The following is a 26072-nucleotide window of genomic DNA, read 5'->3' as shown; positions in this document are numbered from 1 at the left end:
TGGAAGGCTCCACCACCCGAAATTCATTCCGACTATAAACAGCGAGTCGCTTGACTAACCGTTAACCATCCCCTGCCCGGACTGCGGCAGCCGCCCTGCTGTCGCACCCTGACGTGTGAGACATCAGTGACCCCCGAGAGTCCCTGCATTGTCCATGTCGGCCTCGGCACCTTCGACGGAGGACAGCTGGTTTTGGACCTCCCGCAGCCAGGCGAGATTGGCCTCATTGTCCTCTTCGGCGAGAGCGCGCTCGGCAGATCGAAGTTCGCTATGTAACGTGCGTGCGCGGCGATGCAAGGTGATGGCTTGCCTCAATGCGTCCTCAAGCCGCAAGGGATCCGCATGCGGATCCAGCATCCACCGGTCGCCGGGACGGACCAGACCTGTCAGCCTGTCCGCCGCCGGTGTCAGTCCGGCCCGTTCCAATCGAGCCTTCATGACCGCCGGATCGGCAGGTTCGCCGCTCGCCGCTCCATCGAGCAGGAGACTGCGCACCATTTGGGTGGACCGGCCCTCAAGTTCAAGATCCGCAAGGGTTTCCACGTGGTTTTGAACGAGTTCCGGATGGATCAGGAACGTGGAGAGGATCATCGCCTCCCGGGGGCTCTCCCCCGTGTTTCCGGCAAAAAGCGGGTTGCGCGCGAGCAGCGGCGACACGCTCAGGCGGGCGCTCGGCGTTACCGGCTGGGGCCGCTGGAAGTCCCGCCGGGAGCCGCCGCCCTGGCGGTTGAAACGGCCCGAACGGGTATCGGGACTTAAGCCCGAAAGCCGGCTTTCGACCTCCTCCCGATAGTAACGCTTGAGGGTTTCGTCGCGAATCAGCGCAAGTGATTCGCGCAGGCGCCGCTCCAGGGCCGCCCGCCGCTCCGGCGTATCGAGCGGTCCCGCCTCGAGCTCGCGCGCCCAGAGCACGTCCACGAGGGGCCGCGCCGAGGCCAGCACCCGCTCGACGGCGGCGCTGCCGCCGGCGCGGGCAAGATCGTCGGGGTCCTGGCCCTCCGGCAGCATGGCGAAGCGCAGGGACTTGCCCGCCGTCAGGTTGGGCAGGGCCACATCGAGCGCCCTATAGGCCGCCCGCTGCCCGGCCTTGTCGCCGTCGAAGCAGAGGATCGGCTCCTCCGCGAGACGCCAGAGCAGGGTCAGCTGATCCTCGGTGAGCGCAGTGCCGAGCGGCGCGACCGCGTGGGGAAAGCCCGCGACGCTGAGCGAGATCACGTCCACGTAGCCCTCGACCGCGATCACCGTGCCCCGGTCATGGGCCGGCTGGCGGGCGGCGTGATAGTTGTAGAGGAGCCGCCCCTTGTTGAAGAGCGGCGTATCGGGCGAGTTGAGATACTTGGCCGGCACGTCGGCGCTCATGGCCCGTCCGCCGAAGGCGATGACGCGCCCGCGCAGGTCGCAGATCGGAAACATGACCCGGTCGCGGAAGCGGTCGTAGGGGATCTTCACGTCCTGGCCCGTGATCACGAGCCCGGCCTCCTCCATCATCTCGACGCTCACGCCCTTGCCGGCGAGATGATCGCACAGGGCGAAGCGCTCGGGCGGCGCATAACCGATGCGGAAGCGCACCTGCGTGTCGCGGCTCAAAGAGCGCCCGGCGAGGTAGTCCCGCGCCTTCGCCCCGAAGCGGCCCTGCAGCGAGGTCTCGAAGAACTCCGCCGCCATCTCCATGACGTCGTGAAGGCTCTTGCGCTTCACCTCCTCTTCCCGGTCCTCGCGGGAGAGCTTGGGCAGGGGCACCCCCGCTTCGCCTGCGAGCCGCTCGACGGCCTCGGGAAAGGACAGCCCCTCGGTCTCCATGAGGAAGGTGAAGATGTCCCCGTGCTTTCCGGAGGAGAAGCAATGGTAGAACTGCTTCTGGTCGTTCACGTAGAAGCTCGGCGTCTTCTCCGCGTTGAACGGCGACAGCCCCTTCCATTCCCGCCCTGCCTTCTTCAGCCGCACACGCTTGCCGACGACCGCCGAGGTCGGAAGCCGGGCGCGGATCTCTTCGAGGATTTGGGGCGGGTAGCGCACGAGGCGTGAATCTCCAAACCTGCTCCATAAACTAGAGCGGCTGCCGCGAGGTTAAAAACCCAAGGCCACGCTTGTCTGTACCCGCTATCCACAGGGCTGGATGCAGGAGTCTTGCTTCTCAAGACCGCCTCCGACGGAACCCCGAAGCGTGGCCGTCGATTGAATAGGAAGAAGCCTTTCACAGGAAAGGTTTTTCCAAGCTCAGGGCCGATCCATGCCGCTTACTCAAAACCCCATCGTCGAATGGCCGACGGAGTTCCACCACCTTCTGGCAGGCTTCGAAGTGGCAACCGGCGGGGACGGAAAGCGCTTCGGCCGCGTCGACATCGACATCGATCCCGAGACGCTGTTCCTCCTCAACGATTTCGAGGCGCATGTGCGCCATCGCCAGGTCCGGCTGAGACTGGCAGACAGTGCCGATTGTCTCGTGGGCGAGATGAACGTGCTGATCGGTCTGGGTGCCGCGGCCGATAGGACCCGGCACGCCAGTCGGATCCGGATCAGCTTTCACGACCTTCTGGACGACGACTGCGTCGATCGCCACGCTCGCGTTTGAGGGCTGCCTAGCCCGAAATTCGGTTTGCTTCCTCAGCCCTCACCCTGAGCGTCTGGCTCGTAAAGCGAGGGCAACCCTCCTCCCCCTTGTGGGGAGGAGTTGGAGGTGGGGGTGTGAGCGATAGCCTATCAGGCTCCGGCGCCGGCACCCCCACCCCAGCCCTCTCCACAAGGGGGAGGGAGAAGGCGTCTGCGCCTCATGATGATTAAGATTTGTGAGCCGGACCTTCAGGTCCTGACGAGGCTGGCCGCAGATGAAGAGCCGCCATGACAAGATGACGTTGCTTGCTTGGGAAACGTCAGCACTCCAATCTGCGGCTTTGGAAGCGGGTGGGGCACCATAAACCAGAGCATTGCTCATATCGCCATCGTCGTTCGCGACTACGACGACGCCATCGACTTTTACGTCAACAAGCTTCGGTTCGAGCTGGTCGAGGACACCTACCAGCCGGAGCAGGACAAGCGCTGGGTGATCGTCAGGCCGCCGGGAAGCGCAGGCACCTCGCTGCTGCTGGCGCGTGCGTCCACGGCTCATCAGGAAGCGTTCATCGGCAACCAGGCCGGCGGCCGGGTCTTCCTGTTTCTCCGGACCGACGACTTCCGGCGCGATCATGCCGCCATGATCGAGGCAGGCATCACCTTCGTCCGCGAGCCGAAACAGGCTTCCTACGGCATCGTTGCGGTCTTCGAGGATCTATACGGCAATCTATGGGATCTCGTTCAATTCACGGACGGCCGCCCGTGACGATCCCGGGGTCGGATGATCGGGGATCGATGGTTCCGACCTTAGGCACTGCGCCGTCGCTCGGCCGACTTGCTGGCCCGCTTGGCGCGTTCGGCCTTGGTCTTCTGCAAGGTGACCTGGGTTTCCTTGGCCATCTGCTCGCAGCGCTCGTGGAGAACTTCCAGCTCCTTGTCGGTCAGCTTCTCGATTCCCATGAACACGTCGTCTGCGCTCGATGACCGGATGAGTTCGTCGAGCTTGGTCTGCACGGCGGCGCCGTCGCGGTTCTGCGTGTTCTGGATCAGGAACACCATCAGGAAGGTCACGATGGTCGTTCCGGTATTGATCACCAGCTGCCACGTCTCCGAGAAACCGAAGAAGGGGCCCGACACGGCCCAGACCAGCACGACGACGACGCAGGCCAGGAACACCGCCGGCGTTCCCGCCACATGGGCCGTGGCATTGGCGAACTTGGCGAAGAATTTGTCCATTGCGGCTCCGCAGCGCTTGCGGAATCATAACGGTCGAGCTGGCTTTTCCGTTCAATTCGAGGCTGCGCGGCCTCTAGCGGCTCGCCGTGGTCAGCGCCGCGCCGATGCCGACGAAAGTCGCGCCGGCGGCGCGGTTGAACCATCGGCCGTGGCGGGTCAGCCAGGGCGCGATTCGCTCGGCCATGACGGCAAGGAGCAGCTCGTAGAGGACCTCCACGATGACGAAGGTGCCGCCGAAGATGGCAAGCTGAACCGTGAAGGAGACGCCCGTCACCATGAATTGCGGCAGGAAGGCCGCGAAGAAGATCAGCGCCTTCGGGTTCGACACGGCCACCAGGAAGCCCTGGTTGAACATCCAGAGCGGACGCGCCCTGCGCGGTCCCTCCTCCTGCCGGGCAACCTCCAGGACGGAAGCCGGCGCCCGCCAGATGCGGATGCCGAGATAGACGAGGTAGGCCGCACCGATCCACTTGGCGATGGTGAAGGCCTGCTCCGAGGCGGCGAGCAGGGCCCCCATGCCGGCGAGCGACGCGGCGATGAGGATGAAGAACCCGAGCGCCCCGCCGAGCACGGTGTAGATCGTCGGCCGAAAGCCGTAGCAGACTCCATGCGTCAACGACAGCAACCCGTTGGGTCCGGGTGTGAGCGAGAGGCCGATGGCGGACACGAGATAGATCAGCCAGAGTTCAAGGCCCATGTGTCACCGTCGCCCGCTCCCGCGGATGCCTCATCGATAAGGAGAACCGTCGCCCTTCTTAACACGATGGGCGGGAAAACCCCGAGCAGGAAATCGCCTGCCGCATCGCCCGTCTCCCTCCACTGCCCAATCCCGAGCCGCCGCCCGGCGATCCGCAGCCGACGGGCAAGCGACATTCCCTCTCCCGGTCGGGAGAGGGTCGGGGTGAGGGCAGGCCGGTGCCGGATGAGGCGCTGAGCGGGACGCACCGCAGGAGAGGGTGGACGCGCTTTGCTTGTGAAAGCCCCACCCCTGCCCCTCTCCCGCCCGGGAGAGGGGAATAGCGCCGGTGTCATCCCCGGCGGTCCGCAGGACCGGGAAGGGGATCCAGTCCCACGCTCTACGCTATGGATTCCCGTTCTCTCCGCTGGCCGCGCCATCTCCGGCCGGGACTGACACTGACGGTTCGCCTCATCCTCTCACGTCATCCCCGGGCTTGTCCCGGGGATCTCGATGCGAAAGGCGCCGCGCCTCACCGTTCGGGATGGCCGGCACGAGGCCGGCCATGACGTGGGAGGGTGACAGGAGGGGGTGAGCGGAAGAGCGCGGGCAACGTTATGTTCTCACTTTGTTCTTGACATCATTCCCAATCTTAGCTATACCCTTGCGCAGGATCTGCTCCTGACGAGGGGCGCGCTCGCGAGGCGTCGCAGTGTGGGAGCAGGCACGGTCCCGTGACAGGTCTCGCACCCCTGTCGACGGGAGGCCCAGGCTGCGTGCCGCTGAATAGGGATTGGTCCCAGGCCCCCGCTGACGTTGCGGTTCCCGCCTGGCGCAGTCACCGAACCGGCACCGCCTGTCCGCCTAAAAAAGCCGTGCGCGAAGCGGCCTCCCGGCTCTTCCATCATCACCATGCATCATCGAGCCGGGCCGCCCTTCGCGCCACCCTCGATCGCACCAAAAGGCTCGGAGCCAAACGGCTCCGGGCCCCATGGTGCTGGCTGTTTGACATCGCTCTTTGACATCGAAGATCGCCACTCCCCTCGCCGTCATGGCTGGACTCGATCCGGCCACCCACGTCTTGCGACCCTCTGCGCTGTCAAGACGTGGATCCCCGGGACGAGGTGGGGCTTGAGAGAGCTGGACGAGACGGGCGCAGCCCACCTCTCCTTGCGGGAGAGGTCGCGCCGGAGGCGCGGGGGAGGGGTTACACCCTCTCCGGATCGACCTGTACCCCCTCACCCTCGCTGCGCTCGACCTCTCCCCACCGGGGAGAGGTGGCTGTATCGGCGCTGAGGCCTGCTGGATGACACGCAGCATCCCGTCTTTGCGACCCCCACCCTCGGGCAAGCCCGAGATAGGTGGGGAGAGAAGAGCACCCGATCCCGGATCGTCACTCGCGCACCGTCCGCGGTGACAGCCGGTTTACCCCTTCGGCAGCAGATCCTTCACGAGGCCGCTCGCCTTGGCGAAGTCCATGCGGCCGGCGTATTTGGCGCGCAGCGCGCCGACGACCTTGCCCATGTCCTTCATGGAGGCGGCGCCGGTCTCGGCGATGGCGGCCTCGATGGCGGCCTTGGTCTCGGCCTCGTCCATCTGCTGCGGCAGGTAGGAGGTGATCACCGCGACCTCGTCCTTCTCCTGCTGGGCAAGCTCGGTGCGCCCGCCCTGCTCGTACATGGCGATCGATTCCTGGCGCTGCTTCACCATTTTCTGCAGGAGAGCCAGGATCTCCTCGTCCGAGAGGGGCTCCTTGCCGTTGCCGCGGGCCTCGATGTCCTTGTCCTTCAGGGCAGCCTGGATCAGGCGGATGGCGCCGAGGCGGCCCTTCTCGCCGGCCTTCATGGCCTCCTTCATCTCGGCGGTGAAACGGTCGCGCAGCATGGGGTTCTCCTTGGTTTTTCAGTCGCTCGAGCGTTGACGGGACGCGCATGGCCCCTTAAGTCACGGGGATAGTTCACGGGCGGCTTGGTTCTGGCCTGCTCAAGCACGGCCTCTCGGCCCCGGACTTACAAGAGATCATGACGATGCTGCAAGACAAAGACACCGCCGGGTCCCTCTCGGGTGGCTGGACCGAGCCGCGCGCGACGGCCGTTCTCGTGCTTCAGGACGGCACGATTCTCGAAGGCTTCGGCATCGGCGCTCTCGGCGAGGCGACCGGCGAGGTCTGCTTCAACACCGCGATGACGGGCTACCAGGAGATCCTGACCGACCCGTCCTATGCCGGCCAGATCATCACCTTCACCTTCCCGCATATCGGCAATGTGGGCACCAACGAGGAAGACACCGAGAGCGTCAACGCCGCCTCGTCCTCCGGGGTGCGCGGCGCCGTGCTGGCGGCCTCGATCACCGAACCCTCCAACTGGCGCGCCTCCCGCGATCTCGATGCCTGGCTGAAAGCCCGCAGCATCGTCGGCCTCACCGGCATCGATACGCGGGCTCTGACCGCGCTCATCCGCGACAAGGGCATGCCGAACGCGGTCATCGCCCATAGCCCTGAGGGCAATTTCGACCTCGAAGCCCTGAAGGCCAAGGCCGCCGCCCTCCCCTCCATGGACGGCCAGGACCTCGTGCCGCTCGTCACCAGCGCGCAGCGCTACGGCTGGGACGAGACCACCTGGACGCGGGGCGAAGGCTACGGCCATCAGGACGGCGCGACCAAGCATCACGTGGTCGCCATCGATTACGGCGTGAAGCGCAACATCCTGCGGCTTCTGGCACGCGCCGGCTGCAAGGTTACGGTGGTCCCCGCCACCGCCTCGGCCGAGGACGTGCTGGCGCTCAAGCCCGACGGCGTTTTCCTGTCGAACGGCCCCGGCGATCCGGCCGCGACCGGCGAATATGCGGTGCCGGTGATCCGCAAGGTGCTCGACGAGAAGATCCCGACCTTCGGCATCTGCCTCGGCCACCAGATGCTGAGCCTCGCCGTCGGCGCCAAGACCAAGAAGATGCACCAGGGCCACCATGGGGCGAACCATCCGGTGAAGGACAGGACCACCGGCAAGGTCGAGATCACCTCCATGAACCACGGCTTCGCGGTCGACCCGCAGACCCTGCCGACGAACGCGGTCGAGACCCATGTCTCGCTCTTCGACGGCTCGAATTGCGGCATCTCGCTCACCGACCGCCCGGCGTTCTCGGTGCAGTACCACCCCGAGGCCTCGCCCGGCCCGCAGGACAGCCATTACCTGTTCGACCGCTTCGTGCAGCTGATGGACGAGAAGAAGAAGGCCTGACAGATCAAAGCCTGACGAAAATGTGTTGGGAGAGCCGGCGCCGCGACAATGGGTCGGTTGCGCCGGCCGCCCAAATCACGGTAACCGATCATTAACCATAAAAAGCAAATGATTCCGGTCCTTGGTTTGGGGGTTTCTCCAATGGATTTCGATGACGATTCCGGCGAATTCAGCCGTCTGCACAACCTGTTCACGTTTCATCTCGGCATCGCGGTCACGCTCTCCTGGCTGACCTCGCTCTATGCCGCGCTCTACGCTCCCTGGGTGCGCAACATCCGTCCCCTGATCGACCCCGGCCATGTGGGCACGGTCGAGAGCACCTGGTCCTATCTCTTCATCTTCCCGGTGGTGCTCACGGCGGCCTGGCTGATCTCGGTCTTCGGGCAGAACCTGTTCGCCCGGTTCCGCATCATGAAGAGCCAGGCGGCCGAATTCGCCATCGCCGCCCTCGTCGCCTTCGGGATGTTCTACCTGTCCATCGACCGCGCCGTCGCGGCGATGCTCATCGGCATGTAGGACTGGAAGAGGCTTCGCGAGGCCCCGTTCGATCTTTCGCCTGCGCCGGACGTTTTCTCCCGACCTCACGGGAGAGTTTCATGGCTCAGGCAAAAGGTTATGGCGACCCGCATGGCTACAATGCCCCGCTCGGGACGGAGACTTACGTCTTCCGCAGCAACGGCATCGTTCCGAACTCGTCCCTGCCGCTGATCGTGCGGCGCGGGGCGGTCTCGCCCTCCGAACATGACGCGGTCAGGACCTTCAAGGCGACCTTCGCCAGGAACGGCTGGACGAATGCCTGGATCAACGGCATCCATGACTTCCATCACTATCATTCCAACGCCCATGAGGTGCTGGGCATCGTCTCCGGGTCGGCCCAGGTCCGTTTCGGCGGCGAGGATGGCGACCTCGTCGGCGTGAGCGCCGGCGACGTGGTCGTGATCCCGGCCGGCGTCGCCCATGCCTGCATCGAAGCGAGCGACGATTTCTCGGTGGTCGGCGCCTATCCGAACGGCGCCGATTACGACACGATCCGTGACGATCCCGGAACGCTCGCAGCCTCGCAGCAGCGCATCGCGCAAGTCCCCGTGCCGGACGCCGATCCGGTGGACGGCGCCGACGGTCCGCTCGTCAAGCTCTGGACCTGAGAGCGCGAAGACCTTCCAAACGTCGAAAGCCGGTGTTGCGAAACGGTGCCGTACGCTCCATGACTCATGGCCAGGGACTTAAGCGGGGCACTTCTTCCAATGAACTGGCGCGATTACTGGAACCAGGACACGCCGATCTATACGAGCGAGCGGCACAAGCTTCTGCACTACCGCCTGATCGCCAGCGACATCGCGGGTCTCATCCCCTCGCCTGAGGCGATCGTGCTCGACTACGGCTGCGGCGAAGCGCTGTTCGCGGATACGATCGCGACCAAATGCGCCCGTCTCTATCTGAGCGATGCCGCGCCGCTGGTGCGTGAGCGCCTGAACGACAGGTTCAGGGGCAACGGGCGGATCACCGTTCTCTCGACGGATGACGTCCCCCATCTGCCCGAGGCTTCGCTCGACCTCATCGTGGTGAACTCGCTCGTCCAGTATCTCTCCCTCGACGAGTTCCGCGCTCTGCTGTCGCTGTCGCGCGATAAGCTGAAGAGCGATGGACGGCTGGTTCTGGGCGACATCATCCCGCCCGACATCAGCCCCATCACCGATGCGAAGGCGCTGCTCTCCTTCGCCTGGCAGGGTGGGTTCCTACGGTCGGCCGTCACCGGCCTCGCCCGCACCGCGTTCTCGGAATATCGCAAGATCCGCGAGGAAATCGGCCTTGCCCAATACAGCGAGGAGGAGATCGTCGACCTTCTCAAGGATGTCGGCTTCGAGCCCGAGCGTGCCGCGCGCAATCTCGGCCACAATCAGGCCCGCATGACCTTTGTGGCGCGTCCCGCTCAGGCCCGCGACAGCGAGGACCTCGTCTAGCGCATCGTGCGGAAAAGTGGTTCCGGTTTTCCGCCTTCAACGATGCGCCAGCCAAGAGGGAGAGCATCGGATTTGATCCCAAAAGTGGGACCACTTTTGGGTCCGATGCTTTAGCGCTGATCGCTTAAGAGCGACACGCCGAACACCACCAGCCCTGCAACGGCGAGAGCCGCGCCGACCCATCCGGTCGCGGCGAAGCCGTAGCCTGCCCCGATCGCAAGCCCACCGAGCCAGGCGCCGAGCGCATTGGCGATGTTGAAGGCCGAGTGGTTGAGGGCCGCAGCAAGGGTCTGCGCGTCGGCCGCCACGTCCATGAGCCGGGTCTGAAGCGCCGGCCCGATGGCGACGCTGCAGCCGACGAGGAAGACGCAGGCCGAGAGCATGAACGGGTTCTCGGCGGTGAGCCAGAGCACCGTCATCACCACCACGCTGCAAGCCAGCGTTCCGCCGATGGTCGCCATCAGGTTCCTGTCGGCGAACCACGCGCCGACGAGATTGCCCACGATCATGCCGGAGCCGAAGAGTGCCATCATCATCGGGACGGCGCTTTCCGGCATCCCGGCGACCTCCGTCGCGGTCGAGGCGATGTAGGAGAAGACGGAGAACAGGCCGCCGAAGCCGACCGCGCCGATGCCAAGCGTGAACCAGACCTGCTTGCGCCTGAAGGCCCCGAGCTCGCGCATCGGGCTTGCGCCCTCCTGCACCTTGTCCTTCGGCAGGAAGAGCCAGATCAGGACGACCGTCAGCGCGCCCATGAAGCCGACGGCGCCGAAGGCGATGCGCCAGCTCAGGGCCTGCCCGAACCAGGTCGCTACTGGCGTGCCGAGCAGGGTCGCGACCGTCAGGCCCATCATGACCCGGGCGACCGCCTGGGTGCGCTTGTTGGGCGGGACCAGGGAGGCGGCCACCAGCGCGGCGACGCCGAAATAGGCGCCGTGCGGCAGGCCGGTGAGGAAGCGCAGGAGCACGAAGGATTCGAAGGTCGGCGCCACGGCGCTGACCACATTGCCGACGGCGAAGACCGCCATTAGCAAGAGGAGAAGCGTCTGGCGCGCGAGCTTCGCCGCCAGCACGGCGATGATCGGAGCGCCGACCACGACGCCGAGCGCATAGGCGCTGATGGCGTGTCCGGCCTGGGGCGTCGTGACGTTGAATTCCTGGGCGAGGTTCGGCAGCAGGCCCATGATCGCGAACTCGCCCGTGCCGATGCCGAAGCTGCCGACCGCAAGCGCCAGCTCGATCAGCGCGACGGCCAGTCGCGATTGCACAACGGCGGGAGCCCCGTCCTTCGCGGTCGGACAGACTTCCTCGGCAACGGTCATGTCGGAAATGAAGGCCCCAGGCTTCTTGGGAAATATCGGAAAAGGAACGAAGCTTTATATTGCACCGCAAAAAGATTCGCGGGACCCGCCGGAATGCAGCCCTGCCCTGCACGGGACGTTTGAAACCTCGTCCGATGCCGCATTAACGGACAGACAGTCTAGGCGAATGTCCAAATCTTGTGCGCCACGAAGCTCCAGAGCATGACCACGCCCGTGGTGACGATCTGCGCTGGAAGATAGGGCCCGTCGAGCCACACCGTGAAGGCATGCATCAGGACCCAGGTCACCAGGAAGCCGACGAAGGCGACGAGGGCGAAGCGCCAGGTGGCCTCCCGGTGCGGCCGGTCGCTGGCATAGGTGTGCCTGCGATTGAGGACGTAGGAAACAGCACCGCCGGCCACATAGCCCGCAAGCGTCGCCGGAACCGGGTGCGCGCCGGCTCCCTCCACGAGCGCAATGAGAAGCCCGTAATGGACCACGGCCGCGGCGAGGCCGACGCCGAAGAAGGCGGAAAACTGCCGGGCGAGGCCGTGAAGAGGACGAGAGACGGTCACGGCGCTTCGATAGCCGCTTCAGGCCGGCCCGTCACCTCATTCCCTGTAGGAGCCCGGCGATCCTGCGGGAGACGGAGCGTGGCGCGAACTTCGAGCCAAGCGCCCCCGCCCGGTTCCTGGTCCCGGGAATGACGATGGCCCTTCCCGCCTCGTAGCCGTCGATTCCGGCACGGGCGACTTCCGCCGAGGACATGACGCCCGCCTCGAAGAGCCGCGAATCCTTCAGGCCCGCCGTATCCGAGAACTCGCTCTCGGTCGGTCCGGGACAGAGCGCCGTCACGGTGACCCCATGCGGCTTGGCCTCGTCGTGCAGCGCCTCGGACAGGGACAGCACGAAGGCCTTGGTCGCGTAATAGACCGCCATGTAGGGCCCGGCCTGGAAGGCCGCGAGGGAGGCAACGTTCAGGATGCCGCCCTGCCGGCGCTCGATCATTCCGGGCAGCATGAGGCGGCAGAGGGAGGTCAGCGCCGTCACGTTGAGGTCGATCATGGCCAGCTGCTTCTCGTGCGGAAGGCTTTCGAAATACCCCCGCAGCCCGAACCCGGCATTGTTGACGAGGGTGTGGACCGCGATGCCCCGCTCCCGGAGCATGTCGTGAAGGTCCAAGGGCGCCTCCCGGTCCCCGAGGTCGAGGGCGATCGGCTCGACCGGGACGCCATGGGCTTGGCGAATCTCTTCGCCGAGCCCCTCGAGCCTCTCGTGCCGTCGGGCGGTCAGGGCGAGCGCATATCCCCGGGCGGCAAAAGCGCGGGCCAGCTCCGCGCCGATGCCGCTCGATGCCCCCGTGATCAACGCCCAGCGCGGTTCTTCGATCATGGCCATGTTTTCCCAGCTCCGTTCCTGCCTCGCCTTTAGCGGATCTAACCGCATGGGCATTGCCTGTCTAAATCATGGCTCGGGCCTTTGAATTTGCTCAAGGTCCGTGTAAGAGCCTCTCTCAACCTACAATCCGATCACATCCCGGCTGCGCTCGAAGCGCCGTAGCTTTACGGCCGCGCGGCTGGACACGCCTGGGTGGCCCAATGCCAAAGCGGACAGACATCTCCTCCATTCTCATCGTCGGCGCCGGACCGATCATCATCGGCCAGGCCTGCGAGTTCGATTACTCGGGCACACAGGCCGTAAAGGCCCTGAAGGAGGAAGGCTACCGCATCGTCCTGGTGAATTCGAACCCTGCGACGATCATGACCGACCCCGATCTCGCGGATGCCACCTACGTGGAGCCGATCACCCCCGAGATCGTCGCCAAGATCATCGAGAAGGAGCGCCCCGACGCGATCCTGCCCACCATGGGCGGCCAGACGGCGCTGAACTGCGCCCTGTCGCTCAAGAAGATGGGCGTGCTGGAGAAGTTCAACGTCGAGATGATCGGCGCGACGGCGGAGGCCATCGACAAGGCCGAGGACCGCCAGCTCTTCCGCGAGGCCATGACCAAGATCGGCCTCGACACGCCGAAATCGCGCCTGGCCAATGCCTCGGCCCTGAAGAAGGCCGACCGGGACGCCTATCTCGCCGAGCTCGCCCGGCTCGAGGCTCTCGACATGCACCCCGGCGACAAGAAGCGGGTGATCTCGAGCTACAAGCTGAAATGGGATGCCGGCGAGAATGACCGCCGCAAGCGCTACCAGGAGCACGCCATGGGCGAGGCCCTGATCGCGCTCTCCGAGGTGGGCCTGCCCGCGATCATCCGCCCGTCCTTCACCATGGGCGGCACCGGCGGCGGCATCGCCTATAACCGCGAGGAGTTCCTCGACATCGTGGAGCGGGGCTTGGACGCCTCTCCCACCAACGAGGTGCTGATCGAGGAGAGCGTGCTCGGCTGGAAGGAGTACGAGATGGAGGTCGTCCGCGACAAGGCGGACAACTGCATCATCATCTGCTCCATCGAGAACTTCGATCCGATGGGCGTGCATACCGGCGATTCCATCACCGTGGCGCCTGCCCTGACGCTGACCGACAAGGAATACCAGATCATGCGCGACGCCTCGCTGGCGGTGCTGCGTGAGATCGGCGTCGAAACCGGCGGCTCGAACGTGCAGTTCGCGATCGACCCGGAAACCGGGCGCATGATCGTGATCGAGATGAACCCGCGCGTGTCGCGCTCCTCCGCTCTGGCCTCGAAGGCGACCGGCTTCCCGATCGCCAAGGTCGCGGCCAAGCTCGCCGTCGGCTACACCCTCGACGAGATCGCCAACGACATCACCGGCGGCGCGACGCCTGCCTCCTTCGAGCCGACCATCGACTACGTGGTCACCAAGATTCCGCGCTTCGCCTTCGAAAAATTCCCCGGCGCCGAGCCGACGTTGACCACTGCGATGAAGTCCGTGGGCGAGGCCATGGCCATCGGCCGCTCCTTCCCCGAATCCCTGCAGAAGGCGCTGCGCTCGCTGGAGACCGGCCTCACCGGCCTCGACGAGATCGATATCGAGGGCCTCGGCAAGGGCGACGATCGGAACGCCATCAAGGCGGCCATCGGCACGCCGACCCCGGACCGGATCCTGAAAGTGGCGCAGGCGCTTCGCCTCGGCATCAGCCACGACGAGGTCTATGCCTCCTGCAAGATCGACCGCTGGTTCCTGGAGCAGCTCCAGGACATCGTCGACATGGAAGCCAAGGTGAAGGCCCACGGCCTGCCGCAGACGCCCGGCGCCTTCCGCCAGATCAAGGCGCTCGGCTTCTCCGATGCCCGCCTCGCCGTGCTCACGCACAAGACCGAGGCCGAGGTGCGCGAGCTGCGCCGCGCTCTCGCCGTGCGCCCGGTCTTCAAGCGCATCGACACCTGCGCGGCCGAATTCGCCTCGCCGACCGCCTACATGTACTCGACCTATACCGCTCCCTTCGCCGGCAAGCCCGCCGACGAGGCCAATCCGTCCGATGCCAGGAAGGTCATCATCCTCGGCGGCGGTCCGAACCGCATCGGCCAGGGCATCGAGTTCGATTATTGCTGCTGTCATGCCTGCTTCGCCCTGAAGGACGCAGGTTTCGAGACCATCATGATCAACTGCAACCCGGAGACGGTCTCGACCGACTACGACACCTCCGACCGGCTCTATTTCGAGCCGCTGACGCAGGAAGACGTGCTGGAGATCATCGAGACCGAGCGCTCCAAGGGCACGCTGCACGGAGTCATCGTCCAGTTCGGCGGCCAGACGCCGCTCAAGCTCGCCCGCGCCCTGGAAGAGGCGGATGTGCCGATCCTCGGCACCTCGCCGGACGCCATCGACCTCGCCGAGGACCGGGACCGGTTCAAGCGCCTGCTCGACAAGCTGCACCTGAAGCAGCCCAAGAACGGCATCGCCTATTCGGTCGAGCAGTCCCGCATGATCGCCGCCGATCTCGGCCTGCCCTTCGTGGTGCGGCCATCCTACGTGCTCGGCGGCCGGGCCATGGCGATCATCCGCGACGAGACCCAGTTCGAGGATTACCTGCTCGGCACCCTGCCGAGCCTGATCCCCTCGGACGTCAAGGCCCGCTATCCCAACGACAAGACCGGCCAGATCAACACGGTGCTCGGCAAGAATCCCCTGCTCTTCGACCGCTACCTCTCGGATGCGATCGAGGTCGACGTGGACTGCCTCTGCGACGGCAAGGACAGCTTCATCGCCGGCATCATGGAGCATATCGAGGAAGCGGGCATCCATTCGGGCGACTCGGCCTGCTCGCTGCCGCCGCGCTCCCTGTCGCCGGAGATCATCGCCGAGCTGGAGCGCCAGACGAAGGCCCTGGCCCTCGCCCTCTACGTGGGCGGCCTGATGAACGTGCAATACGCCATCAAGGACGGCACGATCTACGTGCTGGAGGTCAATCCCCGCGCCTCGCGCACGGTGCCGTTCGTGGCCAAGGTGATCGGCGAGCCGATTGCCAAGATCGCGGCCCGGATCATGGCCGGTGAGAGTCTGGCCACGTTCGGCCTGACGCCGAAGGACCTGCCGCATATCGGCGTGAAGGAGGCCGTGTTCCCGTTCAACCGCTTCCCGGGTGTCGACGTGCTGCTCGGGCCGGAGATGCGCTCGACGGGCGAGGTGATCGGCCTCGACCGCAGCTTCGGCATCGCTTTCGCCAAGAGCCAGCTCGGTGCCGGAAGCCAGCTGCCCAAGACCGGAACGCTCTTCGTCTCCGTGCGCGATTCCGACAAGTCCCGCATCCTGCCGGCGGTGAAGATGCTGGAGGAGATCGGGTTCCAGATCCTGGCGACGGCCGGCACCCAGAGATATCTCGAGGCCGAGGGCGTCAAGGCCAGGCGGATCAACAAGGTTCTGGAAGGCCGGCCCCATGTGGTCGACGCCATGAAGAACGGCGATATCCAGCTCGTCTTCAATACCACCGAAGGGGCCGGCGCCCTGTCGGATTCCCGGTCTTTAAGACAGGCTGCCCTCTTGCATAAGATACCTTACTACACCACTCTTGCAGGAGCGGTCGCTGCGGCCGAGGGCATCAAAGCATACCTCAGCGGCGATCTCGAAGTCCGGGCGCTTCAGGAATATTTTGCCTGAGGCATCCGGCCTCACATTGGAACTGCGAAGCTTCTGGTAAGTTTTCGTTGACATGCGAGGGCGCTGGCGACAGCGGCCTCGTACCTCTTTTTGGACGAGACAAACGATGGACAAGGTCCCTCTGACGATCAAGGGTTATGCGGCGCTCGAGGAGGAGCTCAAGCACCGGCAGCAGGTTGAACGCCCCCGGATCATCCAGGCGATTGCGGAAGCCCGCGCGCTTGGCGACCTGTCGGAAAACGCCGAATACCATGCAGCCAAGGAAGCCCAATCCCTCAACGAGGGCCGGGTTCTCGAACTCGAAAGCCTGATTTCCCGCGCCGAGGTCATCGATATCGCGAAGCTCTCCGGCGACCGGATCAAGTTCGGCGCCACGGTGAAGCTCGTCGACGAGGACACCGAGGAAGAGAAGACCTACCAGATCGTAGGCGAGCCCGAAGCCGACGTGCGCTCGGGCAGGGTCTCGGTCGCCTCCCCCATCGCCCGTGCGCTCATGGGCAAGACCATCGGCGATACCGTGGAGGTTTCCACCCCGGGGGGCGGCAAGTCCTACGAGGTTGTGGGCGTCCGGTTCGGCGCCACCTGATCGGCGAAAGAGGAGCGGGCCTGGAACGGGCCCGTTCCTCACGAAGCGGACAATCAAGGCAGAATCAGCGCATTCGTTTGTTATTTTATATAATTCCATTTAACTAGGCTGTCGCTTTCCCTAAGGGGCCGATCATGCCTTACGTTCGCCGCGGTTCTGAAACTCGTACCCACACGACCACCGCGGGAGAGGAGAGAAATGCCGAAAGGCTTCTCACCACCCTCTCCGACGGGACCATGGTCGCCACCTGGATGATCGTGGACAACGGGGACGAGGGGGTGGCGCCGGGCGTCTTTCAGCAGCGTTTCGACCGTCTGGGAAACCGCATCGGCGCTGAAGTGCAGGTCAACACGACGGCCGCGGCCTCGTTTGACAGCACCGTCAGGACGATCGCCCTTCCCGGCGGACGCTGGGCAACCTCATGGGTGACGCACGACGGGGTCTCCAAACCGCTCGGTGCCTATGTCCAGATTTTCGACGCTCAGGGAAAAGTCGGGAGCGAGATCCAGCTCGACGCCGAGCAAGGGGAGATCCTGAACTGGCAGGTGTGGACCTTTCCGCAGGCGGACGGTGGCTTCGTCGCAATCTGGGGCGGCGAAAGCAGCGAGGGCCGCGAAGACGTTTACATGCAGCGTTTCGATCGGACGGGCGCCACGGTCGGCGACCCGCAGGCAGTCGGCGGGTCCGGCACCGCCGGATTGTACGACCTTTCCGTGGTCGAGACGGACGACGGATTCACTGCCATCTGGAACACGAAGATCAACGACACCGGCGAGGATCCAGACGTTTTGCTGCGCCGCTTCGACAAGAACTTCGAACCGCTGGGCGAGGCGGCGACCCGCGTCAACGAGGCCGTGGAGGGTCGCGCCGAGAGTTTTTCTAGCGGCGGCCATGCACAGCTGTCGGATGGCAGGTTCGTGATCGTCTATGGCAATCCCGGAGGGTATTTCCAGCAGCTCTTCGACGCAGACGGCACGAAGATTCGCGAAATCACCGTCCCCGAGGGTCCGAGCCAGGGTGGGGAATATTACCCTCCCCTCGTCTATGCCCTGGAGGACGGCAAATGGATGGTGGCCTGGAGCGGAATAACCCCGGGCAACGTCACCGACGCCTATTACCAGGTCTACAACGCCGATGGCACTTCGGACGGCGAACCTGTCCGCGTTTCCGCATCCACTTCAAACTCTCAGTCCCTGACCGCGCAAACCGTGCGGCTGCGGGACGGCGGCCTCGTGCTCTTTTGGGGAGGCACTGGCACGCAGGAGGGCCAGGAGGATCCTGACGGCCTGTTCTTCCAGCGCTTTGACGCGCAGGGCCGGAAGGTCGGCGGTGAGACGCGGATCAACACCTCGACGAATGGCGAGATCTTCAACCTGCAGGCCGCGGCCCTTCCGAGTGGCCACTTCGTCCTCACTTGGAACGGCGCAGGCACTCAGCCAGGGCAGCAGGATGACGCGGGCGTCTTTCAGCAGGTCTTCGACGCCGATTTCCGGCGCGTCGGCGGCGAGACCCGCGTGGCGACGTCGGTCGACGGCTACCAGAGCGTGCCCCAGATCAACGTCCTTCCCGACGGCTCGTGGGCGGTCATCTGGTCAGGCCGAGGCACGCAGAAGGATCAGGAGGACAGCTGGGGCCTCTTCTTCCAGCGCTTCGGGTTCAACGCAGCGCCGACGAGCATCGCTCTGGCCGGGGCCTCCATTCGGGAGGACGCGAAAGGCGGCGATGCGGTGGGAGTTCTGTCGGGCACCGACCCGGACGGCGACAGCCTCGCCTTCACCTTGCTCTCGCATCAGAACCTGTTCGAGATCGCCGGCACCACCTTGCGTCTCAAGCCCGGCGCGACGCTCGACCATGAGACGGCACCGTCTCTCACCCTGCGCATCGAGGCCGATGACGGTTATGGGGAAAGCCATGTTCGCGATCTGACCGTCACCGTTACGAACACTCTCGAGACGACACCCTTCGTCAGGACCGGCACGCCCGGCGACGATGCGCTCTTCGGCGAGCTGGGCAACGACACGCTGCAGGGCGGCAGCGGGAACGACACCCTCGACGGCGATGCTGGGAACGATCTCCTCTACGGCGGCGCAGGCAAGGACCTCCTGAAGGGCGGCGTGGGCCGGGACATCTTCGTTTTCAACAAGGCTCCCAACAAGAAGACCAATCTCGACCGGATCGCCGACTTTAGCGTGAAGGACGACACGATCTGGCTCGACAATGCGGTCTTCAAGAAACTGGGCAAGGGCAGCCTGACGAAGAAAGGCAAGCTCGACAAGGAGTTCTTCGTCATCGACACCAAGGCGAGGGAGAAAGACGATTACCTGATCTACAACAAGAAGACCGGCGTCCTCTCCTACGACGCGGATGGTTCCGGGTCGAAGAAGGCGGTCGAGATCGCTGCCCTCACCAAGAACCTCAAGCTGACCTCCGCCGACTTCCTGATCGTCTGATGCTGCCGCGGCGCGAGGGTCCGTAACGGCGCCCGGTCTTCGGATGCTGTGATGCCGTGAGAGCGGGCGGCCGAGTCCACATTTTCGCGCGCTGCACTAGAACAATCCGTAGAGGAGCGAAATCGTTTCGCCGTTCAGAGCATGCAGCACGTTCAAGTGAGGATCGGTTTCGCACAAGCGGGATCGGCTCCTGAGAGGGTCGAGGACCGTTCACGATGCAAGAGAAGCCCATGACCCTCTTTTCCCGCCGTTCGGTTCTGGGAGCTATGACGGTCGGCATCACTATTACAGGGGCGGGCTGCGTCCCGGCGGGTCTTTCATCCGACGGCTCGCCCTTTCCGCAGGCTTTCTCCGGGTTCTCGGTGGATGTCAGCGCCCTGAAGGCCAAGGGTCTCGGCCCTTTCGCCGATCTCATCGGCGCGGCCGCCCTCGATGAATTGCAGCGCTCCTTCGCCGACCGCGTCGACCCGCGCGGCCCCCGTCTCGTCCTGCGCGTGACGAGCGTGTTTTTCACGCCGTTTCCCGACAATAGCTCCGGCCGCCTTGGCCACGGAGGCAGCCGCGGCGGCGGCAACAGCGGGCACGATGCGATGGAAGGCGAGGCCCTGGCCGTCGGCCGCAGGGGCGAGGTTCTGGCGAGCCATCCGATGCTGGCCGTGCGCGACGTGAACACCAGTCCTCTAACGCCCGACGAACAGGCTCGCGCCGTCGCCGTGGCGCAGCATTACGTCCGCTGGCTGCGGCGGCAGATCTAAGACGGCTCGAACTAAAAATATTGCAAATATATAACCTTTCCCTAAGCTACGCCGCACCGCGTTCTTAAGGTCTCCAGCCATGCCTTACAATGTTGTCAGCCTCGGCGGGGAAACCCGCATCCACACGTCTATGGGCGGAGTGCAGGCTGCACCCCAGTTCATCAGGCTGCCGGACGGGCGTTTCATCCTGCAATGGGTCGGCAACGGAACCGTTCAGGGACAGGAGGGTACAAACGGCTATTTTCAGCAGCTTTTCGATGCCAACGGGGTGAAGATCGGCAGAGAGGTTCGCGTCAACGCCATGACGGACGGCGAGGTCAAACCGGATTTCGTTTCGGTCGCCCTCCCTGGCGTCGGATGGGGCTCCATCTGGAAGTCAGTCTCGGACGATCCTGCTGTCGGCGGCAACGCCTATTTCCGCACCTTTGACATGAACGGTACTCCCGGGCAGCAGCTCAGGATCAACGAGACAGAGAACGGCATATCGGAAGACTGGCGGAACGTGTTCCTGCGCAACGCCAATTCGATCGTCCTCTGGAACGGAAAAGGCACTCAGGAAGATCAGACGGACGACGCAGGCATCTTCTTCCGCCTCATGGACGAGGATGGCGACTTCATCGGAGGGGAGACGCGCGTGAACGTTGCCGTGGAGGGGCGTGAAGAAAAGCTGAGTGGCGTCACGGCTCTCTCGAACGGCGGATTTGTCGTCACCTATCGTGCTGGATCCGAGGCGTTTCAACAGGCCTTCGACCGCAATGGTGCGAAGGTCGGGGAAGAATTCACCCTCATCTCCAACGCGAGCATCACGCCATCCGCCCGCAGCCTGGCGGATGGCAAATGGGCGACCTTCTGGAATCTTCCCGTCACCGCCCAAATCAGGGACATCTACTACCAAGTCTTCAACGCCGATGGCACAGCCGACGGCGAGGCAAAAACCGTCAATACAACCGTCGACGGAGATCAGATCAGAGCAGCCACCCTGACGATGGAGAGCGGCGGCCCGCTGATATTCTGGCAGGGGAATGGCACGCAGGAGGGCCAGGAGGACGATCATGGGCTCTTCTACCAGCGCTTCGATGCCCATGGGAGGAAGATCGGCTCCGAAACGCGTCTCAACACGACCGTCGACGGGGAACAGTCCAACCTCCGGATCTTCACCAGCTACCAGTTCAATGAGAGCACCAGCCGATACGTCGTCAAGCACTACGTCACAGCTTGGACAATCGGTGACCCCGAGGCGCAGGATCCCGATGATCTATTCGTCCAGGTGCTCGATCCGTCCGGGGGCAAGATCGGCCCTGAAATCCGCTTCCAGGCAGTCGGCGACTTTCTCGATACGAACTTTGCGTATCTCCCTACCATCGGGCGTTCCGTTCTAACCTGGTCGGGCAAGAGTACGCGACAGGGACACGAGGACGATGCCGGAATCTTCATGCAGCTCTTCGACGTCAACGGCACGAGGATCGGCGCGGAGGTGCGCGTCAACAGCAGCACGGAAGGGGTCCAGAGCGGCGCCATGATCCGCGTATTGCCGAACGGCAGCTTCGTGGTGGCCTGGAACGGATCCGACGGCAGCGAAACCGGCCTCTTCATGCAGGCCTTCGATGCCAATGGCCAACGCGTCGGCGGCGAGATCCTGGTCAACACCTCGAAGACCGGCGCTCAGATGGGCACGTTCCTGGAATTCACGGCGGATGGTACGCTCTTGGTAGGCTGGGAGGGTGTCGGCGATCAGCCTGACCAGCAAGACGGGAACGGAGGCCTGTTCTTCCAGCGCTTCAAGATCAATTCGGCGCCGGAGAGCATCGCCGTCAGCGGATCGATCCAGGAAACGGCAGCCGCGGGCACAACGGCGGGCACACTCTCGACCGTCGATCTCGATCAGTCCGACAGACACACCTTCACGCTCGTCGACGCGGGCAACGCGCCGGCTACGCATCAGCTTTTCGAGGTCTCGGGCAGCACGATCAAGCTCAAGTCGGGCGCCAAGCTCAATTACGAGGTTGCGACATCCCACAATCTGCGCGTCAAGGTAACAGACGCCTTTGGCGGCAGCCATGTTCAGGACGTGGCCGTGAGCGTCACCAACGTGCGCGAAAAAACGCCTCTGCGGAAAAACGGCACCGCGGGCAACGACATCCTGTTCGGCGAGCTCGGCAACGACACGCTGTCGGGTGCGGGCGGCAACGATCGCCTGCATGGCGACCTCGGGCGCGACCGGATTTCCACCGGCAGCGGCAAGGATGTGGTGGTCTTCGACCGGCGCCCGTCGAGCAGCAACCGCGACACGATCACCGATTTCGATCCACGCAAGGACTCGCTCTATCTCGACAATGCCTTCTTCACGAAGCTGGGGAAGAAGGGCTCGCTCGAGAAGCCGGTGAAGCTCTCCAAGACCTATCTCGAGTTCGACGCACCGAACGACGCCAACGACTACCTGATCTACAACCGGAAAACGGGCGTGCTGTCCTACGACGCCGATGGCAACAAAGCGGGAAAAGCTGTCGAGATCGCGGTCTTCACCAACAAGCCCAAGCTCACCTACGCCGACTTCTTCGTGATCTGAGCCTGCCGCGGGAGGTGGATCCGGCCCCGCCGGATCAGGCCTTCTCCGGCTCGACTTCCTCGATCGGCACCAGAGGATCGTCCTTGATCAGGTCGAGAGTCAGGGCCGTGCGGACGTTGCGCACATTCGGCAGGGAGGTCAGCTCGGAGACGAGGCTCTGGAAGGAGGCGAGGTTCGGCGCGACGCATTTCATGATGAAGTCGATGTCGCCCGACAGGGTCCAGCACTCGCGGACCATGGACCAGTCCTTCACCTTCTGCTCGAATTCCTTGAGCTCCTTCTTGCCCTGCACATCGAGCTGGACCATGGCGAAGCAGACGATCTCGAAGCCGAGATTCTTCGGGTCGAGGATCGCGCGATAAGCCTTGATGATGCCGGCGCTCTCGAGCGCCCGCACCCGGCGCAGGCATGGCGGCGCCGACAGGCCGACACGGCGCGCCAGCTCCACATTGGTGATGCTGCCGTCAGCCTGCAGTTCTTTCAGGATGGCCCAGTCGATGGAATCGAGGCGTCCGCGCACGGTAACTCCGCTAGAGCACGATCGGGAGGGCGGGAACCGGCCGGCGGCCCGGATCGTGCGGGATCAGGTCAAAAAATCTCGTCTTGGCTGAGTAGACCGTGTAGAGGGTCTGCACAAGAAGGACAGGCGATTAAGTCGCAACGAACTTCATGAACTCCACAGGCTCGTTGATCGAATGTTGCGCAATGATACCGGCCTTATCACCTGGGTTCTGACCGATGGCAAGGCCGGAGACGAGCTGCAGGCGCTGAGCGTGACCGAGGCGCTCGGTCTCGATCCCGAGATCCGTCGGGTCGATCCGAAGTCGCCCTTCGACTGGTTCATGCCCTGGGGGCCCATCGATCCGCGGGAGCGTCCGGGCGCCCCGAACAGCCCCCTCGCCCCGCCCTTTCCCGACCTCCTCGTCGCCTCCGGCCGCCGGGCGGTGGCCTATCTGCGCTTCGTCAAGAAGGCCACCGGCGGGCGCACCTACACGGTCTTCCTCAAGGACCCCCGCACCGGCCCGAAGACGGCCGATCTCATCTGGTCGCCGGACTACGACCGCCTGCGCGGCCCGAACGTGCTCAACACCCTCACACCGCCGCACCGGGTCTCGGAGGGGCGGATCGCAGCTGCCCGGAATCGACCGGATCCCCGCCTTGCCTACCTGCCCCATCCACACGTTGCAGTGCTGGCCGGCGGCGACAGCCGCCATCATCGCTTCACGCAAGCCGACATCGCCCGCTTCGTCGAGCACTTGACAGCCGTCGCCGAGGCGGGAGCGGGATTGATGGTGACGGCCTCGCGCCGCACGCCGCAGGCCCTGCGGGACGCTCTCGTCGCGCTCACCGACCGGCATGGCGGCTTTCTCTGGGACGGCGCGGGGGAGAACCCCTATGCCGACCTCCTCGCTCTCGCCGATTTCGTGGTGGCGACGGGCGATTCCTTCAACATGATCGGAGAGGCCGCCGTGACAGGAAGGCCGATCCTGGTGTTCGAACCTTCCGGCGGACACCGGAAACTGGATGTTTACATGTCGGCCCTGAAAGCTCATGGAATTGTGCATCCGTTCGAGGGGCGTCTTGAAGGACAGCCCTATGAACCCCTAAATTCAACACCCAAGGTCGCGGAGGCCATTGCCGAGGGCTTGAGCCGCCACCGCCGCGCTCTCGGCTTGCCAGACCTCGCCTTTTTACTGGAGACCCCCTGATGGCCCATTCTCACGCCAAGCTCATCATCATCGGCTCGGGGCCGGCGGGCTATACGGCGGCGATCTACGCGGCGCGCGCCCTGCTCGAACCGGTGATGATCTCCGGCTTCCAGCCCGGCGGCCAGCTCATGATCACCACGGATGTGGAGAACTATCCGGGCTTCGCCGACGTGATCCAGGGTCCCTGGCTCATGGAGCAGATGCGCCTGCAGGCCGAGCATGTGGGCACCAAGATGGTCTCCGACCACATCACGAAGGTCGACCTGAAGCAGCGCCCCTTCCGCCTGGAAGGCGATTCCGGCGACACCTATACCTGCGATGCCCTGGTCGTCGCGACCGGCGCCCAGGCCAAATGGCTCGGACTGCCCTCGGAAGGGCAGTTCCAGGGCTTCGGCGTCTCGGCCTGCGCCACCTGCGACGGCTTCTTCTATCGAGGCAAGGAGGTCGTGGTGGTGGGCGGCGGCAACACCGCCGTCGAGGAGGCTCTGTACCTCGCCAACCTTGCCTCCAAGGTGACCCTCGTCCACCGCCGGGATTCCTTGCGTGCCGAACGCATTCTGCAGGACCGCCTGTTCAAGCACCCGAAGATCGAGTTGGTCTGGAACTCGGCCGTCGAGGAAATCTGCGGCAGCGAGAACCCCTCCTCCGTTACCCATCTGCGGCTGAAGAACTTCGGTACCGGCCAGACCTCGGATTTCAAAACCGACGGCGTCTTCATCGCCATCGGCCACAAGCCCGCGACTGAACTCTTCACCGGCCAGCTCGACATGAAGTCGGGCGGCTACCTCCTGACCAAGCCGGGCTCGACCGAGACGAACATTCCGGGTGTCTTCGCAGCCGGCGACGTCACCGACGACATTTATCGTCAGGCCGTCACTTCGGCAGGCATGGGCTGCATGGCCGCTCTCGACGCCGAGCGCTATCTCGCCGCCCTGGAGGCCACCCAGGAAGCCGCCGAATAGAATTTATTAACAACTGGTTAGCTCTCAGGCCGATTTCCTGTTGCGTCGAACCCTCGGCTCATAAGAGATAAAAGAAGCCTTGCATAAGGAGCATGCGGGGCATGAGGGGAACGCCGTGGACTGGGACAAGATCCGGATTTTCTATACGGTCGCAGAAGCGGGCAGCTTCACGCGGGCCGGTGACGATCTGGGCTTGAGCCAATCCGCCGTGAGCCGTCAGATCAGCGCCCTCGAGCGCGAGTTGAAGGCTCCCCTCTTCCACCGTCATGCCCGCGGGCTGATCCTGACCGAGCAGGGCGACTTGCTGTTCCGGGCCGCCCGGGACATGCGCATGCGGCTGGAAACGACCAAGGCGCGCCTCGTCGAGACCAGCGAGCGTCCCTCGGGCGAGTTGAAGGTGACGACGACGGTCGGCCTCGGCTCGATCTGGCTGGCCCAGCGCATCGCCGAATTCCTCGACCTTTACCCGGATGTGCGCGTGGAGCTGATCCTCTCCAACGAGGAGTTGGATCTGGCCATGCGCGAGGCCGATGTGGCGATCCGCCTGCGCCGACCCGCCCAGCCGGACCTGATCCAGCGCCGGCTCTTCACGGTGCATTTCCACGTCTATGCCTCGGCCGACTACCTGAAGCGGTTCGGCGAGCCCAAGACCCTGGAGGATCTCGATGAGCACCGCATCGTGTCCTTCGGCGGCGACCAGCCCTCCTATCTCATGGCGGTGCATTGGCTTTCGACCGCCGGGCGCGAGGGGCGCGAACCGCGCCAGTACCATTACGTGGTCAACAACATCACCGCCCTGAAGCTCGCCGTCGAGACCGGTGCCGGCATCGCCGTGCTGCCGGATTACGCGGTGGTGGGCAATCCGGATCTCGTCCAGATCCTGCGCGATGTGGAGATGCCCTCCCTCGACAGCTACCTCGTCTATGCCGAGGAGATGCGCTCCGTCGCCCGCGTCCAGGCTTTTCGGGACTTCCTGATCTCCAAGGCCCAACGCTGGACCTTCTAAGAGGCTGGC

General features: G+C 64.5%; 23 protein-coding genes. 14 read left to right on the top strand and 9 right to left on the bottom strand.

The genetic code is table 11. The features are described from left to right. Positions 1–123 precede the first annotated feature (123 nt). Positions 124–2016, bottom strand: coding sequence for a DNA primase (gene dnaG, locus BB934_RS18865; RefSeq protein ID WP_099511008.1), 1893 nt, complete (start codon positions 2014–2016; stop codon positions 124–126). Positions 2017–2230: 214 nt separating this feature from the next. On the opposite strand from dnaG, the gene BB934_RS18860 reads away from it, so the two are divergent. Further along, a complete protein-coding gene (locus BB934_RS18860; protein ID WP_099511007.1) occupies positions 2231–2572 on the top strand; it encodes a hypothetical protein in 342 nt (113 codons plus the stop codon). 339 nt (positions 2573–2911) lie between these two features. After that, complete coding sequence (locus BB934_RS18855; protein WP_099513023.1) at positions 2912–3316, top strand: VOC family protein; 405 nt, start codon at positions 2912–2914, stop codon at positions 3314–3316. A 41-nt stretch (positions 3317–3357) separates the two neighbouring features. On the opposite strand, the gene BB934_RS18850 is transcribed toward BB934_RS18855, so the two are convergent. The 4 genes from BB934_RS18850 to BB934_RS18835 form a co-directional block, all read right to left on the bottom strand. Continuing rightward, positions 3358–3786 (bottom strand): low affinity iron permease family protein, encoded by a 429-nt coding sequence (locus BB934_RS18850; RefSeq protein WP_099511006.1) that lies wholly within the window; start codon positions 3784–3786, stop codon positions 3358–3360. Between the two features lie 73 nt (positions 3787–3859). Then, positions 3860–4483, bottom strand: a complete 624-nt coding sequence (locus BB934_RS18845; protein ID WP_099511005.1) for a LysE family translocator — start codon at positions 4481–4483, stop codon at positions 3860–3862. Then, a complete protein-coding gene (locus BB934_RS18840) occupies positions 4462–4659 on the bottom strand; it encodes a hypothetical protein (protein WP_099511004.1) in 198 nt (65 codons plus the stop codon). Before BB934_RS18840 ends, BB934_RS18845 begins: the two co-directional genes overlap by 22 nt. Positions 4660–5887: 1228 nt before the next feature. Further along, positions 5888–6346, bottom strand: a complete 459-nt coding sequence (locus BB934_RS18835) for a GatB/YqeY domain-containing protein (protein WP_099511003.1) — start codon at positions 6344–6346, stop codon at positions 5888–5890. A gap of 143 nt (positions 6347–6489) precedes the next feature. On the opposite strand from BB934_RS18835, the gene carA reads away from it, so the two are divergent. The 4 genes from carA to BB934_RS18815 all read left to right on the top strand — a co-directional run bounded on the left by carA (position 6490) and on the right by BB934_RS18815 (position 9659). Continuing rightward, positions 6490–7698 (top strand): glutamine-hydrolyzing carbamoyl-phosphate synthase small subunit, encoded by a 1209-nt coding sequence (carA, locus tag BB934_RS18830; protein WP_099513021.1) that lies wholly within the window; start codon positions 6490–6492, stop codon positions 7696–7698. 141 nt (positions 7699–7839) lie between these two features. Beyond that, positions 7840–8214 (top strand): hypothetical protein, encoded by a 375-nt coding sequence (locus BB934_RS18825; protein WP_099511002.1) that lies wholly within the window; start codon positions 7840–7842, stop codon positions 8212–8214. 80 nt (positions 8215–8294) lie between these two features. Next, complete coding sequence (locus tag BB934_RS18820) at positions 8295–8843, top strand: cupin domain-containing protein (protein WP_099511001.1); 549 nt, start codon at positions 8295–8297, stop codon at positions 8841–8843. Between the two features lie 99 nt (positions 8844–8942). Beyond that, positions 8943–9659, top strand: coding sequence for a class I SAM-dependent methyltransferase (locus tag BB934_RS18815; protein WP_099511000.1), 717 nt, complete (start codon positions 8943–8945; stop codon positions 9657–9659). A 110-nt stretch (positions 9660–9769) separates the two neighbouring features. On the opposite strand, the gene BB934_RS18810 is transcribed toward BB934_RS18815, so the two are convergent. The 3 genes from BB934_RS18810 to BB934_RS18800 form a co-directional block, all read right to left on the bottom strand. Further along, entirely contained in the window at positions 9770–10981 is a 1212-nt protein-coding gene (locus tag BB934_RS18810) for an MFS transporter (RefSeq protein WP_418294708.1), read from the bottom strand. A 158-nt stretch (positions 10982–11139) separates the two neighbouring features. Continuing rightward, entirely contained in the window at positions 11140–11535 is a 396-nt protein-coding gene (locus BB934_RS18805) for a GtrA family protein (protein WP_099510998.1), read from the bottom strand. Between the two features lie 31 nt (positions 11536–11566). After that, positions 11567–12352, bottom strand: coding sequence for an SDR family NAD(P)-dependent oxidoreductase (locus BB934_RS18800; protein ID WP_237050013.1), 786 nt, complete (start codon positions 12350–12352; stop codon positions 11567–11569). A gap of 206 nt (positions 12353–12558) precedes the next feature. On the opposite strand from BB934_RS18800, the gene carB reads away from it, so the two are divergent. The 5 genes from carB (at position 12559) to BB934_RS18775 (ending at position 22386) form a co-directional block, all read left to right on the top strand. Next, positions 12559–16029 carry a carbamoyl-phosphate synthase large subunit gene (carB, locus tag BB934_RS18795; protein ID WP_099510997.1) on the top strand — a complete coding sequence of 1157 codons (3471 nt, stop codon included), beginning with the start codon at positions 12559–12561 and terminating at the stop codon, positions 16027–16029. 106 nt (positions 16030–16135) lie between these two features. Further along, the gene (gene greA, locus BB934_RS18790; RefSeq protein WP_099510996.1) at positions 16136–16615 is read left to right on the top strand and encodes a transcription elongation factor GreA; all 480 of its coding nucleotides are present in this window, start codon (positions 16136–16138) and stop codon (positions 16613–16615) included. A 134-nt stretch (positions 16616–16749) separates the two neighbouring features. Next, a complete protein-coding gene (locus tag BB934_RS50425; protein ID WP_157934223.1) occupies positions 16750–19065 on the top strand; it encodes a hypothetical protein in 2316 nt (771 codons plus the stop codon). Positions 19066–19295: 230 nt separating this feature from the next. Next, complete coding sequence (locus tag BB934_RS18780) at positions 19296–19820, top strand: hypothetical protein (RefSeq protein WP_157934222.1); 525 nt, start codon at positions 19296–19298, stop codon at positions 19818–19820. A 79-nt stretch (positions 19821–19899) separates the two neighbouring features. Then, entirely contained in the window at positions 19900–22386 is a 2487-nt protein-coding gene (locus BB934_RS18775) for a hypothetical protein (protein ID WP_157934221.1), read from the top strand. Positions 22387–22420: 34 nt separating this feature from the next. Here BB934_RS18775 and BB934_RS18770 read toward each other — a convergent pair whose 3' ends face one another. Next, complete coding sequence (locus tag BB934_RS18770) at positions 22421–22906, bottom strand: Lrp/AsnC family transcriptional regulator (RefSeq protein ID WP_099510992.1); 486 nt, start codon at positions 22904–22906, stop codon at positions 22421–22423. Between the two features lie 175 nt (positions 22907–23081). Between BB934_RS18770 and BB934_RS18765 the strand changes: the two genes are divergently transcribed. The 3 genes from BB934_RS18765 (at position 23082) to BB934_RS18755 (ending at position 26063) form a co-directional block, all read left to right on the top strand. After that, entirely contained in the window at positions 23082–24095 is a 1014-nt protein-coding gene (locus tag BB934_RS18765) for a mitochondrial fission ELM1 family protein (RefSeq protein WP_099510991.1), read from the top strand. Then, positions 24095–25057 (top strand): thioredoxin-disulfide reductase, encoded by a 963-nt coding sequence (gene trxB / locus BB934_RS18760; protein ID WP_099510990.1) that lies wholly within the window; start codon positions 24095–24097, stop codon positions 25055–25057. Before BB934_RS18765 ends, trxB begins: the two co-directional genes overlap by 1 nt. A gap of 115 nt (positions 25058–25172) precedes the next feature. Next, on the top strand, positions 25173–26063 hold the full coding sequence (locus tag BB934_RS18755) for a LysR family transcriptional regulator (RefSeq protein ID WP_099510989.1): 891 nt from the start codon (positions 25173–25175) through the stop codon (positions 26061–26063). Positions 26064–26072: the final 9 nt, after the last annotated feature.

It is taken from the genome of Microvirga ossetica (assembly GCF_002741015.1).
GTDB lineage: Bacteria > Pseudomonadota > Alphaproteobacteria > Rhizobiales > Beijerinckiaceae > Microvirga > Microvirga ossetica.
Note: the sequence above shows the minus strand (reverse complement) of the source record. Positions and strands in the feature narration are given on the sequence as shown.

Excerpts from the sequence above, each read along its gene's own strand:
- BB934_RS18840 (WP_099511004.1), bottom strand. The coding sequence starts at position 4,659 with ATGTCGCTTGCCCGTCGGCTGCGGATCGCCGGGCGGCGGCTCGGGATT.
- BB934_RS18780 (WP_157934222.1), top strand. The coding sequence starts at position 19,296 with ATGACCCTCTTTTCCCGCCGTTCGGTTCTGGGAGCTATGACGGTCGGC.
- carB (WP_099510997.1), top strand. The coding sequence starts at position 12,559 with ATGCCAAAGCGGACAGACATCTCCTCCATTCTCATCGTCGGCGCCGGA.
- BB934_RS18845 (WP_099511005.1), bottom strand. The coding sequence starts at position 4,483 with ATGGGCCTTGAACTCTGGCTGATCTATCTCGTGTCCGCCATCGGCCTC.
- BB934_RS18860 (WP_099511007.1), top strand. The coding sequence starts at position 2,231 with ATGCCGCTTACTCAAAACCCCATCGTCGAATGGCCGACGGAGTTCCAC.
- BB934_RS50425 (WP_157934223.1), top strand. The coding sequence starts at position 16,750 with ATGCCTTACGTTCGCCGCGGTTCTGAAACTCGTACCCACACGACCACC.
- BB934_RS18815 (WP_099511000.1), top strand. The coding sequence starts at position 8,943 with ATGAACTGGCGCGATTACTGGAACCAGGACACGCCGATCTATACGAGC.
- carA (WP_099513021.1), top strand. The coding sequence starts at position 6,490 with ATGCTGCAAGACAAAGACACCGCCGGGTCCCTCTCGGGTGGCTGGACC.
- BB934_RS18825 (WP_099511002.1), top strand. The coding sequence starts at position 7,840 with ATGGATTTCGATGACGATTCCGGCGAATTCAGCCGTCTGCACAACCTG.
- trxB (WP_099510990.1), top strand. The coding sequence starts at position 24,095 with ATGGCCCATTCTCACGCCAAGCTCATCATCATCGGCTCGGGGCCGGCG.
- BB934_RS18850 (WP_099511006.1), bottom strand. The coding sequence starts at position 3,786 with ATGGACAAATTCTTCGCCAAGTTCGCCAATGCCACGGCCCATGTGGCG.
- BB934_RS18820 (WP_099511001.1), top strand. The coding sequence starts at position 8,295 with ATGGCTCAGGCAAAAGGTTATGGCGACCCGCATGGCTACAATGCCCCG.
- greA (WP_099510996.1), top strand. The coding sequence starts at position 16,136 with ATGGACAAGGTCCCTCTGACGATCAAGGGTTATGCGGCGCTCGAGGAG.
- BB934_RS18810 (WP_418294708.1), bottom strand. The coding sequence starts at position 10,981 with ATGACCGTTGCCGAGGAAGTCTGTCCGACCGCGAAGGACGGGGCTCCC.
- BB934_RS18765 (WP_099510991.1), top strand. The coding sequence starts at position 23,082 with ATGTTGCGCAATGATACCGGCCTTATCACCTGGGTTCTGACCGATGGC.
- BB934_RS18835 (WP_099511003.1), bottom strand. The coding sequence starts at position 6,346 with ATGCTGCGCGACCGTTTCACCGCCGAGATGAAGGAGGCCATGAAGGCC.
- BB934_RS18775 (WP_157934221.1), top strand. The coding sequence starts at position 19,900 with ATGCCTTACAATGTTGTCAGCCTCGGCGGGGAAACCCGCATCCACACG.
- BB934_RS18800 (WP_237050013.1), bottom strand. The coding sequence starts at position 12,352 with ATGATCGAAGAACCGCGCTGGGCGTTGATCACGGGGGCATCGAGCGGC.